Genomic DNA, 12103 nt, shown 5'->3' with positions numbered 1-12103 from the left:
GACTCAATACTTGTTTACCACCAAGAGACACATCCACATGCAACGTTTCATCAGCCTCGCCATGGTGCTTTGCATGGCCATGACTTTCAGCCTCCACGCCGACGCCAAGCGTTTTGGCGGCGGCAAATCATTCGGCTCGGCGCCTAGTCATCAAACCCGCCAGGCTGCGCCGCAATCACAACCCAATGCCGGTGCAGCCGCAGCTGGCCGTCCCGCTGCAGCAAGCGGCGCTTCGCGCTGGCTTGGCCCGTTGGCCGGCTTGGCTGCGGGCGGTTTGTTAGCCTCGATGTTTATGGGCGATGGTTTCCAGGGCATGCAGATCTTTGATTTCCTGATCATTGGTCTGATCGCCTTTCTGATCTTTCGCTTTCTCGCCGCGCGGCGTCAGGCCAGCCAGCCACAAACAGCTAATGGCGCGCCCATGCAGCGTGAAATGGCAGGTAATAACGCACCTGCAGCTTCGATCTTCGGCAATAAGGCTGCGGCCAAGCCGGTGATCAATGCACCTGCGTGGTTCATCGAGCAAAACTTTATCGCCGCTGGCCGTGAACACTTTATGAACCTGCAACAGCATTGGGACGCCAATGAAATGGAGCAGATCAGCGAGTTCGTAACGCCGCAGTTGCTTGAGTTCCTCAAGCGTGAGCGGGCCGATTTGGGTGATGGCTTCCAGGCCACCTATATCGACGACCTCGTGGTGCAGCTTGATGGTGTCGATGACCAGAGCGACAAGACCATCGCCACCCTGACGTTCAGCGGTATCGCCAAAACTTCGCGCTTCGATCAAGGTGAGGCCTTTAGCGAAAGCTGGCGTCTTGAGCGGGTCACTGGCGAGAACCAGCCGTGGATTGTTGCAGGCATCCGCCAGAACGCATAAATCCAGCCTTGGGCGTTGCAACCTTCTGAAGTGGCGCAAAGCTACCAGCGGTTGCAGCGCACCAGCCCCGGACTGGATCACACTGCCACTGAACCGACCGCGGTTTTAGCGCAGCGACCTCGAAATCAAAACCGGCACATATTCCACTCGGCAAAATTGCATGCACAATTAGGCTGTTTGCCTGCGCTTGGCTACTGTATAAAGCGCCCATTGCCGAAGCGATCCCAGCTCTGCAATCCTACAGCTAGCCATCAACCGTCCAGGAGCCCGCCCGTGGAAGAAGTTATTGATCAACTACGCGAACTGAACGAACCGGTTCCAGTGCCGCTTGAGCTGCCTGATGAAGAATTGCTAGTCGAGATTCAGGAGCAAATCCTGATCCACCTGCCTTATGAGCTACGTGAATTCCTGCTCAAGGTCAGCGATGTAGTCTATGGCCGCCTTGAGCCTGTTACTGCAACAGACCCGCAATCACACACCTACCTGCCCGAAGTTGCCTCGGTTGCCTGGTCGCTGGGCGTTCCCCGGGAACTGGTGCCGATCTGCGAAGATCGCGGCAATTACTACTGCGTTGAAGAAGATGGCACCGTAGTTCTCTGGGAGCAGGACACCGAAGAACTCAGTGAAGAGAACTGGGAATCGGTCTGGCACTGGGTCCGCGATGTCTGGCTGGAAAGCTGATTAGCATTCGCCACATAACAGGCAAAGGCCCTCGAGCAATTCGCTTCAAGGGCTTTTTTGCTTAGCGAACCCCTGAAAACCTACTGCGCTAGGTATTGCCGGGGCAGCCCATGCTGCGACCCCGAAGGAGTGAGCAACGCGAATCATTAGGCACTTGGCTGATTATTCAGCAGGTTCCAACGCCAGCAGGTTAAGCAAGAAACGCCCGAAGTAACTTAAATCCTGCTCGACTGCATGGCGCACGCCTTGGCTATCACCGGCCTCCAGTGCCTGCAGCGCATGGCGGTGAAAGTCATTCAGGCGCGGCGCCAGGTCGGCCTCGGTAAACAGCCGGTTGAAGAACGGCCCGACTTGCAGCCAAAGCGACTCGATCATCCGCAACAGAATCGGGTTGCCACACTCGCTATACAACATCAGGTGAAATTGGCTGTTCTCATGCAGGTATTTGCCCAGGTCACGGGCCTGCAGCGCTAAGTCCATTTGCTCAATGCACCGGCTAAAACAGGCAATCTGCTCGGTGCCAATGCGCTCAGCAGCCAACTCGGCAGCCTGACCTTCGAGGTTAAGCCGAACCTGCAAGATATGCTCAAAACGCTCACTGGTCATTAACGGCACACGCACCGAACGCTGCTGCGCGCCCTCCAGTGCGCCCTCGGACACCAGACGTTGCAGTGCGGTGCGAACAGGCATCGGGCTGGAACCCCACTGCGCGGCGAGATCACGAATCTTCAAGCGCTCGCCCGGCATAAACTGCCCGCTTAGCAGCGCCTGGCGGATGTTCTGGTAAAGCGTTTCTTGTAGGTTGTCACTCATCAACCACCTCGATAATGGGCGGCGCGGGCAACTGGCTGAAGGTCAACAAGCAGTTATTCATGGTTAAGGGGCCTTGTTTTCGATGATGCAATTACCGCCATCGACCACCAGCACTTCTCCAGTGATGTAGCTGGCTTCCGGGGAGGCTAAAAATACCACGGCGCTGGCCACCTCCTGGGGCTTACCGGCACGACCGATTGGTGTGTACCTGGCCGCCTCGACTTCTTCCTGGGTGGTTGAGCCGGTTGCAATCCAGCCGGGCGCAACGCTATTGACTGTAATGCCCTGCTTGGCGACCTCCAACGCCAGCCCCATACTCATGCCGATCATCCCGGCTTTGGCCGCGCTGTATGCGGACTCACCCGGATTACTCCCCCGGGTACCGGTGGTCGAGCTGATGTTGACGATGCGCCCGTAACCACGCTCCTGCATGCCGGGTAAAACACCACGAATCAACAGGAATGCTGTGGTCAGGTTACGTGCGATCGACAAGTTCCAGGTAGCCAGGTCGGTACTCGCCAGCTCCGAGAAGGGTTCAGGGCTGCCCTGCATCGCCATGCCAGCATTATTAACCAAAATATCGATACGTCCCCAGACACGCTCGGCCCAGCTAACCAGTTGCTCGACCTGGAGCTGATCGGTGAGGTCGGCCGGGCTGCCTTCTACACTGAACCCCTCCAGACGCAGCTCAGCCACGCGCTCGGCAATTCGAGCGCTGCTGGCGGTGATGATCAACTTGACGCCTTCACGCCCCAGGCGCCTGGCGATGGCAATACCAATTCCGTCCGGGCTGCCTGCACCACTGATAAGCGCCACCTGTCCTTGCCATGCCGATTCGGTCATCTCACACCTTTGTGATCACATATTTAGTGAAATATGGGCAATAGAACCACACTTGTGCAGTCAATTAAACATAGATTGACATAATTGTGATCACAAATATAAGGTGTTTAAAAATTAGAACGAGGTGTTCAATCATGACAGCCAGCGGCATCAGCCCATCCGCCGTAGAAGCATTCAGCCAGCGTGAGCGCGAGCGATTTCTAGCCCGTAACCCCAAGTCTGTCGCACTGGCGGAGCGCGCACGCAACTCACTGTACGGTGGCGTGCCGATGCACTGGATGGCTGATTGGTCGACCCCCGTACCACTGTTTGTCGAGCGCGCCAAAGGAGCTCGCTTCTATGACGTTGATGGTCATGAATACACCGACTTCTGCCTAGGCGACACCGGCAGCATGTTTGGCCATTCGCCTACGCCAGTAGCCCGCGCCATGGCCGAACAAGCCGAGCGCGGCCTGACCACCATGCTGCCCGGCGAAGATGCCGTGGTCTGTGGTGAGTTACTGGCCGAGCGCTTTGGCCTGCCGTATTGGCAAGTTACAGCCACCGCAACCGACTCCAACCGCTACGTGCTGCGCTGGGCGCGGGCTATCACCAAACGCAAGGTATTGCTGGTGTTTGATGGCTGCTATCACGGCACCGTGGATGACGTAATGGTGCGCAGCCGCAACGGTGAAACCGTGCATCGCCCGGGACTGGTTGGCCAGGCCTATGACCTCACGCAATTCAGCCGCTCAATTCCATTCAATGACGTCGAAGCGCTGGAAGCCGCTCTTGCCCAGGGTGATGTCTGTGCACTGCTGTGTGAGCCGGCAATGACCAACATCGGCATGGTCTTGCCCGAGCCGGGCTTTATGCACAAGTGCCGCGAACTGACGCGTAAGTACAACAGCCTGCTGATCATAGACGAGACGCACACCATCTCTACCGACATAGGTGGCTGCACGCAGTTGTGGAAGCTTGACCCGGACTTCTTCGTGGTCGGAAAACCAATTGCCGGCGGCATGCCCTGCGGGATTTTCGGCTGCAGCGCACCGATGGCCGAGGCGATGCAACAGGTACAGCAAGGCGGTAGCGAAGACAACCCGGGCCATGGCCACAGCGGCATGGGCACCACCCTTTCGGCCAACGCACTGGCTATGCATTGCATGCGCGCCAACCTCGAGCAAGTAATGACGCCAGCCGCCTACGCCCAAATGCTGCCACTGGCCAAGCGTCTGGCGGATGGCTTCCGCGAGCTGATCAACAAGCACAAGCTGCAGTGGTCGGTGACCGAGCTGGGTGCACGCAGCGAGTTCCAGTTCTGCGCGGTTTCGCCGAAAACCGGGGCCGAGGCCGAAGCGGCATTCCACGATGAACTGCAAATGGCCCTGCATCTGTATCTGATCAACCGGGGCATTCTGATCACCCCGTTCCACAACATGACGCTGTGCTGCCCGGACACCAGCGCCGACGACGTGGACCGGCTCATCAGCACCTTGAATGAAGCACTGACTGAACTGCTGGCAATTCCCGGTGCCCGCGAATAAGCCCGCATCACCCAACTAATCAATGCTGCCCTGCACCTTCTGTGAGAAAAGCATGCAATTTGCCCAGATTGATGAAGCCCAAGACTTCCTCGAAAAAAATCCACAGGTGCGCAGCATCGAATTGATGCTGTTCGACGCCAACGGCATTCCGCGCGGCAAGCTGTTACACCGCGATGAGCTACTGGCGATGTATCAAAACGGTCGCGCCCTGCCGAGCTCGATTCTGGCGCTGACCATCAATGGTGAAGATGTCGAGTCCAGCGGACTGGTCTGGGAAGTCGCCGACGCTGACTGCTGGGCTTATCCGCTGCCGGGCAGCCTGTGCCTGCAGACATGGCGCAACGTACCAACCGCTCAACTACAGGTGAGCATGCATCCCGAGCGCGGCTTACCGGCTGCACCGGCAGACCCGCGCCATGTGCTGATCCGGGCAATAGACCGGCTCAAGGCCGAGGGTTATCACCCGGTCATGGCAGTTGAACTGGAGTTCTACCTGCTGGATAAGCAGCGCGACGCCAATGGTCGGCCGCAGGCTGCACTGCAGAGCAACGGCGTGCGACCACAAGTGCCGCAGGTTTATGGCGTGTATGAACTTGAACAGTTGCAACCCTTCCTCGATGACCTGTACACCGCCTGCGAGGCACAAGGTTTGCCGCTGCGCACGGCGATCTCGGAATTCGCGCCGGGCCAACTTGAATTAACCCTTGAACACCGCTTCGATGCCTTGCAGGCGATTGATGAAGGGATGCGCTACAAGCGATTGGTCAAGGGCGTTGCCAGCCGTCATGGCTTGCAGGCGTGCTTTATGGCCAAGCCCTTTGGCGACTCGTCGGGCAGTGGGCTGCACCTGCATGTCAGCCTCGCCGACGAGCAGGGCAATAATCTCTATGCCAGCGACGATCCGCACGGCACCGATCTGCTCAAGTATTCGGTGGGTGGCATGATGGCAACGCTCAACGAGACGCTCGCGATATTTTGCCCGAACGCCAACTCGTACCGCCGCTTTGCGGCCAACAGCTACGCGCCACTGGCGAAGAGCTGGGGCGTCAACAACCGCACCGTATCCTTCCGCGTACCAAGTGGCCCGGCCAATAGCCGGCATATCGAACATCGTATCTGTGGCGCCGATGCCAACCCCTATCTGGCCGCTGCGGCAATCCTCGGTAGCATCCACAAAGGCATCCAGGAGCAAATCGATCCGGGGTCGCCAGTGATCGGTAACGGCTACGAACAAAACCACGAAGCACTGGCGACCGACTGGCTGACAGCACTGCGCTCACTGGAAGCTTCAAGCTGGGCGAAAACGGCCTTGGGCGAGGAATTTCTCAAGGTTTATCTTGCCATCAAGTGGCAAGAGTTCAGCCAGTTCATGGGTGAAGTCGGCGAGCAGGACTGGCGCTGGTATCTGACCCACGCCTGAGTTCAACTCCAGCAAGGTCAACCATCATGGCAATCAGAACGCGACGACATGCTTCGCCAGTAAAGACACGCTAACCTCGCGCAGTAAAACCCTCGCCGTTGCCCTGGATCAGCTTGCTGGAATTTAAACCGCTGCAGCCAGTCAAAACGCCCTGCAACCTATATGCTCAAGATCGTAAGGCCAGATGCGTGCACAAAATTTGCTCAAGAAGGCCTATGGCACGCATCATGTTGCCTGACTGCAACAACATGGAACGACCCCAACTTAGAGGAATGTCACTATGAGCACACCTGTCGTCCTGATCACTGGCGCCGCTGGCGGACTCGGCCGGGCCATCGCCAAGCGCTTTTCGCAAAGTCGCTGGCGAGTGACTGCCACTGATGTCGACAAAAGTGGCTTACATTCACTCAATACCTTGGTGCCGCTGGATTACAGCGCGACCTCAGACCTGCGTAGCGCCAAGAATTGTCATGACCTGATTGCCGCCGTGCTCGCCAGCGCGGGGCGTATTGATGCGGTGATCAACGCTGCTGGTGTCTGGCGCGAAGGCCCGGTGGAGAAATTCAGCGAGGAAGATTTCGACCTGGTAATGGGCGTCAACCTCAAGGCAGCCTTCTACCTGAGCCAGGCAGCGACTCCGTTCCTGAAAGAAAGTCGCGGTTGTATCGTCAATATTGCCAGTGACGCCGGGCGCCAGGCATACCGTGGTTCAGCCGCCTATTGTGCCAGCAAGGCCGGGCTGGTGATGCTCAGCAAGACCATGGCCCTTGAACTCGCTGAATTCGGGGTGCGGGTCAATGCCGTCTCGCCTGGCGACATCGCCACGCCAATGCTCGACTATCAGGCCGAGCGCTACGGCAACGGCAGCCCGAATGCCTACAAGCGCGAGCTGCTCAGCCAATACCCACAAGGCCGCGAGGCGCGTTTCCTGCGTCCGGAAGAAGTCGCCGAGATGATCTGGTTTCTCTGCCAGCCAGAAGCTGAAGCCATCACCGGTGCCGACATGGCTATCGACTTTGGTCTGTCCGCCGGAAAATAAGCGCAATCCAGCAACCGCGCGCCGCGACTGTGGCGCGCGGCTCGCCAATACCTACTGACTATTGATTCACAGCTGCAATATGCTTGAATCACCTCTCCTGACCTATACGGACTCTCAGCCAATGGCTCCCGGAAATGCGCAACTGTCGATGACCGTGCTGATGACCCCAGACATGGCGAATTTCTCTGGCAAAGTCCACGGTGGCACTCTGCTCAAGTACCTGGATGAAGTGGCTTATGCATGCGCCAGTCGCTACGCAGGCAGCTATGTCGTGACCCTGTCGGTCGACCAGGTGACCTTTCGCGAGCCGATTCACGTCGGTGAACTGGTGACCTTTCTCGCTTCGGTCAACTTTACCGGCACCACCTCAATGGAAGTCGGTATTAAGGTGGTGACGGAGAATATTCGCGAACGCTCGGTACGCCACACCAATAGTTGCTTTTTCACCATGGTCGCGGTCGATGAGCAGGGGCGCTCGATGAAAGTACCGCCGCGCCAGCCAGAAACCCCCGAAGAACAGCGCCGCTTCACCAAGGGCCAGCAACGCCGTGCAATTCGCCAGGAAATGGAACACCGCTACAAGCAACTCAAGGAACAAGGCTAGGCCAAGTAATCCAACAGCAGACAACGCCGGGCCTGGCTGGCAAGATACACCTCTGTCTGCCCTGCCCCGCTCAACTGGAGCTTCACCATGCTGACCCTTGGCAATATCTTCGTGCTGATGCTGCTCGCCACCATCGGCGCCTGGTTTTGGCATGCCCATGGGTTACGTGAACGCACGCTGATTCTGGTGAAGCAATACTGCGACAAAGCCGACATTGATCTGCTTGATGAAAACGTCGCATTTCGCAAGATCGCCCTGCTAAAAGACGCCAAGGGGCGCAAGCGTATCGCCCGTGTTTATGGCTTCGAATTCACCGTCACGGGTGAACAACGGCACGCCGGCCAAGTCATCATGTTCGGGCCTAACCTTGGCAGCATTGAACTTGCGCCACATCCATTTCGCGAACCACAAAGCGAAAGCCAGCAGATTGTGCGTCAGCCTCCGCAGGTGATTGAGCTTGATCAATGGCGCCGTGAGCGGCGCACACCCCCGCAATAACGCTCAGAGCGCTCAGGCGCCTTGCGCGAGCAAGAACTGACTGACGCGCTCGGCGCTGGCTTGCGGAAACTCCTGCATAAAACAGTGGCCGCCCTCGACAATCTGGCCGCGTACATGGCCGTTGCTGGCACACAAATGCACCACTGACTTAGCCACGAATGGATAGCTGCGCTGGCCGTAAATAACGTCTGTCGGCGTCACTATTTTTGCCAGCGATGCCCATAACCGGCGCGGATAGGAGCTGAAAATATCGGCCTCGCGGCTTGGCTGACATTTGAGTTCAACCCCTGCATCGGTGTCTTTCAGAGCATGCTTGATGTAAGCGCTGAATGCTTGATCGGTCCAGCCCCGAAACATTCCTCTCCCTTGCAACAAGCTATGGGCCGTAGCGCGATCTGGCCAGACTTTACGCCGCTTGACCGCCTTTGCAGCCATCCCGGTGCGACGACTCAGCCCGACCACATCCGACAACGCCATGACCCCAATCATCGGCGCCGAAAACAGCACCGGATCAAGCAAGACCGCACGCTTGAACAACGCTGGATGCTGAGCCAGGATCAGGCTGGTTAGCACACCGCCAAAGCTGTGCCCGGCGGCATATAGCGGCGCATCGGCGAAACACTCGCGACCGACGGTATTCCACGCCTCAACCGCCAGTTCGGCGTTACGGTTCCAACCATGAAAGCGGCCGCCGTGATCGCTCTCACCGTGGCCCTGGGCGTCGCACAGCCAAAGATCAAAGTCCTCAGACAGATACGCCAGCATCGGCTCGTAGACACGCCCACAATAGCCATTGCCATGCAGAAAGTGCAGCACAGGCTTACCCGATGGCTTTGTGTACCAACCGCGTGAAGTGAAGCCAGCGGAGTTTGCGTGGGACCAGGGAAACAACTGCATGGTTATTGCCTTACCGATTCGGACACGCAGTCTAACGGCTCGCCTCTTTTGGGTGAACTGCAATCAGGCAGCCGCGCAGGCCATGATCAAGTGCATCGATGTCCTGCTCTTGCTTGAAGATCAACTCAATACGTGAGTCCTTGCGCCATTCGGATTGCTGCCAACGCACCGGCTGATTGTCCAATGCATTGGCAGACCAATAACCGGCGTTACTCTGCACAATCAGCTTGGCCCGCCGCCAAGGTAGCGCCATCAACCATTGCTCCAAGCGCGCTAGCTCGAACTGCTGACTTGGATGCCAGCGCCAGCCAATGCTCCAGCCTTCTGCTTGATGGTGAACCTGGCGAATCGGTTGGTCACTTTCCCGCCATACTTCAACCAGCGGCGCCGAGCCTTGCGGCAATACGGCGGCACTGCTAGCAGTGGAGCCTTGGGCGACCGAGCCTGGTAGTTGCTGCAACTGTAGTTGAGCCTGCTCAGTCCAGATGATCGGCCGTTCTGGCAGTTGGCTGAGTATCCGCGTCTTGTCTACAGCAGTTAGGGACTGCGACTTGTTGAGCAATATCAACCCGGCACTGCTCAGGGTTGCCTGCTGGCTTTCAGGCAAGGCAACACCTTGGGCCAAGGCCTGGGCATCAAGCACCAGCACCGGCGGCTGCACGGCCAGCACATCTTTCCAAGGCGCGGCTTGTAACTGCTCAAGTAATTGCAGGGGATGACCAAGGCCGGAAGGCTCGATAAATAACCGGTCTGGCTTGGCCTTGCGCAGCAACCGGCCCAACCCAACCTGGAAAGGTACGCCGTTGACGCAACACAAGCAGCCACCCGCCACTTCACCGAGCTCTACGCCATCAGTGTCTGTGGTTAACAAGGCTGCATCCAGACCTATCTGGCCAAACTCATTGATCAACACGGCCCAGCGCTCGCCCACAGGCCTTTGCCCCAGCAACTGGCGGATCAAGCTGGTCTTGCCCGCACCCAAGGGGCCGGCGATCAGGTGAGTCGGAATGTTTTTAAGCATCATTTCGTTCAGTTCAACCGCTGTCGGAGTGCCTGTTAATCAGGCTAGCGGCATCATCTCGCAGACGCATAAAAAGTAGCGTGATAAAGTCGCCAGCAACTAGTTCGGGGAGGTATTCAATGCGTTGCCTAGCAGCCGTTTTGTTGTGCGTAGTATCAAGCCTGGCCTGGGGTGAGGCCTGTGTTGTGCATAGCCAGGCGCAACGACTGGATGTCAAAGTTTGCCAGCAAAACCGTAGCATCCCAACCAACTTGTTTCGCACAGGCTTTTGCAAGCCAGAGCTAAAGGGCCAGAAAGTTGCTGTCGACTTTGTTGAGCAATGCCCAGCCGGTGCCTACGGCGTATGCCGCAACGCGACTGTTGGCGGAACGCTATACAAGCAAGATATTCATTACTACGGCGTCGCCAGCGACAGCGCATTCCTCAAGCCGTTTTGCGAAAAGCAAAGCAAAGGCGTATGGATGGCGCGCTGAGTTGCTGGGCGCTGTAATCAGCTTGTCATCTAATCCGTATTAAATAATCACAGGTACCAAAACTCCAGGTGTCAGATCACGCACTGACACTTTTAAGGTGCTTGAGGCTGCTCATAAAGCAGCCTATTTTTTTGCCTGCTAAAAAGTGTTCCCGCACTTAGGCGACGTCTGCAAACCAAGGGCCAAATGGGTCTGGTAGCTGCAGCCACGCCTCGCTGCCCAACGCCATCTCTGCATCAGTCAGCAAACAGGCGTCGAGTTCTGCATTGAGCCTTGGCAGATCGATATCCTGCCCGATAAACACCAGCTCCTGACGACAATCGCCGCATTTGCTGTCCCAGTTCTTGAGGATAGCCTGGGTCGATTCATCATCCACGGGCCATTGATCTTGCGGAACGAACCGCCACCAACGCCCGGCGAAACCATGACGCAGCAGACCTCCAGCCTGCGACCAACTGCCAGCCTCCTGAAATTTGCTGGCCAGCCAGAAGTAGCCCTTGGAGCGCAGCAAGCGACCGTTGCTCCATTCGCCGCTGACAAACTCAAAAAAACGCTGTGGATGAAATGGCCTGCGTGCGCGATATACCGTCGATGCGATACCGTACTCCTCGGTTTCTGGCCTGTGTTCACCACGTAACTCTTTCAGCCAGCCCGGTGCCTGCGCTGCACGTTCAAAGTCAAAACGATCGGTGTGCAAGATCTTGTGCAGGGCGATTTCACCCATGCTCATTGGCAGAATCTCGGCCTGGGTATTGAGGCCGCGCAAGACTGCCATCAGCTCTTCACACTCGGCCTGGCTGATCAGGTCGGTCTTGCTGATCAGAATCACATCCGCAAACTCAACCTGCTCCACCAGCAAGTCGGTGATCGCTCGCTCATCATCCTCGCCCAGCGACTCGCCACGGCTGGCAAGGCTTTCAGCCTGGTGGAAATCACGCAGGAAATTAACCCCGTCAACGACAGTGACCAAGGTATCCAGACGCGCCAGGTCAGCCAGGCTTTGACCTTGCTCATCGCGAAAGGTGAAGGTTTCTGCAATCGGAAGCGGTTCGGAAATGCCGGTGGACTCGATCAACAAATAATCAAAACGACCATCGCGAGCCAGGCGCGCTACTTCCTCCAACAGATCCTCGCGCAGCGTGCAGCAGATGCAACCATTGCTCATCTCGACCAATTTTTCATCGGCTCGATTAAGGCTGACATCGCGCTGGACTTCACCGCCATCAATGTTGATTTCACTCATGTCATTGACGATCACCGCGACCCGCAGGTTTTCGCGATTCTTCAGCACATAGTTAAGCAAGGTGCTTTTACCTGCTCCTAAAAATCCGGATAACACGGTGACGGGTAGACGATTAGGCATGGTGCGGATCCTCATTGTTCTGGCTAACCAGGCGCACTTTGCGGCGCT

13 protein-coding genes are annotated in these 12103 nt (G+C 57.2%); 8 read left to right on the top strand and 5 right to left on the bottom strand.

The features are described 5' to 3' along the window. Positions 1-37: 37 nt before the first annotated feature. Positions 38-877, top strand: coding sequence for a Tim44 domain-containing protein (locus AACY26_RS10065; RefSeq protein WP_339513578.1), 840 nt, complete (start codon positions 38-40; stop codon positions 875-877). Positions 878-1150: 273 nt separating this feature from the next. Next, positions 1151-1558, top strand: coding sequence for an SMI1/KNR4 family protein (locus AACY26_RS10060; RefSeq protein WP_089360143.1), 408 nt, complete (start codon positions 1151-1153; stop codon positions 1556-1558). A 162-nt stretch (positions 1559-1720) separates the two neighbouring features. Here AACY26_RS10060 and AACY26_RS10055 read toward each other — a convergent pair whose 3' ends face one another. Next, positions 1721-2371 carry a GntR family transcriptional regulator gene (locus AACY26_RS10055; RefSeq protein WP_339513575.1) on the bottom strand — a complete coding sequence of 217 codons (651 nt, stop codon included), beginning with the start codon at positions 2369-2371 and terminating at the stop codon, positions 1721-1723. 63 nt (positions 2372-2434) lie between these two features. After that, positions 2435-3214, bottom strand: coding sequence for an SDR family NAD(P)-dependent oxidoreductase (locus AACY26_RS10050; RefSeq protein WP_339513573.1), 780 nt, complete (start codon positions 3212-3214; stop codon positions 2435-2437). Positions 3215-3348: 134 nt separating this feature from the next. Between AACY26_RS10050 and AACY26_RS10045 the strand changes: the two genes are divergently transcribed. From AACY26_RS10045 to AACY26_RS10025, 5 genes are all read left to right on the top strand, one after another. After that, positions 3349-4740 carry an aspartate aminotransferase family protein gene (locus AACY26_RS10045; protein WP_339513571.1) on the top strand — a complete coding sequence of 464 codons (1392 nt, stop codon included), beginning with the start codon at positions 3349-3351 and terminating at the stop codon, positions 4738-4740. 52 nt (positions 4741-4792) lie between these two features. Next, complete coding sequence (locus AACY26_RS10040; RefSeq protein WP_339513569.1) at positions 4793-6160, top strand: glutamine synthetase family protein; 1368 nt, start codon at positions 4793-4795, stop codon at positions 6158-6160. 280 nt (positions 6161-6440) lie between these two features. Beyond that, positions 6441-7199 carry an SDR family NAD(P)-dependent oxidoreductase gene (locus AACY26_RS10035; protein WP_339513567.1) on the top strand — a complete coding sequence of 253 codons (759 nt, stop codon included), beginning with the start codon at positions 6441-6443 and terminating at the stop codon, positions 7197-7199. 121 nt (positions 7200-7320) lie between these two features. Continuing rightward, positions 7321-7803: an acyl-CoA thioesterase gene (locus AACY26_RS10030; protein ID WP_339513565.1), complete on the top strand. Its 483-nt coding sequence runs from the start codon at positions 7321-7323 to the stop codon at positions 7801-7803. Positions 7804-7890: 87 nt separating this feature from the next. Beyond that, positions 7891-8301 (top strand): DUF3301 domain-containing protein, encoded by a 411-nt coding sequence (locus AACY26_RS10025; RefSeq protein ID WP_339513563.1) that lies wholly within the window; start codon positions 7891-7893, stop codon positions 8299-8301. 12 nt (positions 8302-8313) lie between these two features. Here the strand turns inward: AACY26_RS10025 and AACY26_RS10020 are convergent, their stop codons facing one another. Both AACY26_RS10020 and AACY26_RS10015 read right to left on the bottom strand, forming a co-directional pair. Next, positions 8314-9198 (bottom strand): alpha/beta fold hydrolase, encoded by an 885-nt coding sequence (locus AACY26_RS10020; RefSeq protein WP_339513561.1) that lies wholly within the window; start codon positions 9196-9198, stop codon positions 8314-8316. 31 nt (positions 9199-9229) lie between these two features. After that, entirely contained in the window at positions 9230-10219 is a 990-nt protein-coding gene (locus AACY26_RS10015; RefSeq protein ID WP_339513559.1) for a CobW family GTP-binding protein, read from the bottom strand. Between the two features lie 119 nt (positions 10220-10338). Here AACY26_RS10015 and AACY26_RS10010 point away from each other — a divergent pair, with 119 nt between their 5' ends. Then, the gene (locus tag AACY26_RS10010) at positions 10339-10692 is read left to right on the top strand and encodes an NADH:ubiquinone oxidoreductase (protein WP_339513557.1); all 354 of its coding nucleotides are present in this window, start codon (positions 10339-10341) and stop codon (positions 10690-10692) included. Between the two features lie 157 nt (positions 10693-10849). On the opposite strand, the gene zigA is transcribed toward AACY26_RS10010, so the two are convergent. Beyond that, positions 10850-12055 (bottom strand): zinc metallochaperone GTPase ZigA, encoded by a 1206-nt coding sequence (gene zigA, locus AACY26_RS10005; protein WP_339513555.1) that lies wholly within the window; start codon positions 12053-12055, stop codon positions 10850-10852. Between the last annotated feature and the right edge of the window lie 48 nt (positions 12056-12103).

This window comes from Pseudomonas sp. RL_15y_Pfl2_60 (genome assembly GCF_963970595.1).
GTDB lineage: Bacteria > Pseudomonadota > Gammaproteobacteria > Pseudomonadales > Pseudomonadaceae > Aquipseudomonas.
Note: the sequence above shows the minus strand (reverse complement) of the source record. Positions and strands in the feature narration are given on the sequence as shown.

Excerpts from the sequence above, each read along its gene's own strand:
- AACY26_RS10065 (WP_339513578.1), top strand. The coding sequence starts at position 38 with ATGCAACGTTTCATCAGCCTCGCCATGGTGCTTTGCATGGCCATGACT.
- AACY26_RS10025 (WP_339513563.1), top strand. The coding sequence starts at position 7,891 with ATGCTGACCCTTGGCAATATCTTCGTGCTGATGCTGCTCGCCACCATC.
- AACY26_RS10020 (WP_339513561.1), bottom strand. The coding sequence starts at position 9,198 with ATGCAGTTGTTTCCCTGGTCCCACGCAAACTCCGCTGGCTTCACTTCA.
- zigA (WP_339513555.1), bottom strand. The coding sequence starts at position 12,055 with ATGCCTAATCGTCTACCCGTCACCGTGTTATCCGGATTTTTAGGAGCA.
- AACY26_RS10040 (WP_339513569.1), top strand. The coding sequence starts at position 4,793 with ATGCAATTTGCCCAGATTGATGAAGCCCAAGACTTCCTCGAAAAAAAT.
- AACY26_RS10010 (WP_339513557.1), top strand. The coding sequence starts at position 10,339 with ATGCGTTGCCTAGCAGCCGTTTTGTTGTGCGTAGTATCAAGCCTGGCC.
- AACY26_RS10035 (WP_339513567.1), top strand. The coding sequence starts at position 6,441 with ATGAGCACACCTGTCGTCCTGATCACTGGCGCCGCTGGCGGACTCGGC.
- AACY26_RS10045 (WP_339513571.1), top strand. The coding sequence starts at position 3,349 with ATGACAGCCAGCGGCATCAGCCCATCCGCCGTAGAAGCATTCAGCCAG.
- AACY26_RS10055 (WP_339513575.1), bottom strand. The coding sequence starts at position 2,371 with ATGAGTGACAACCTACAAGAAACGCTTTACCAGAACATCCGCCAGGCG.
- AACY26_RS10050 (WP_339513573.1), bottom strand. The coding sequence starts at position 3,214 with ATGACCGAATCGGCATGGCAAGGACAGGTGGCGCTTATCAGTGGTGCA.
- AACY26_RS10030 (WP_339513565.1), top strand. The coding sequence starts at position 7,321 with ATGGCTCCCGGAAATGCGCAACTGTCGATGACCGTGCTGATGACCCCA.
- AACY26_RS10015 (WP_339513559.1), bottom strand. The coding sequence starts at position 10,219 with ATGCTTAAAAACATTCCGACTCACCTGATCGCCGGCCCCTTGGGTGCG.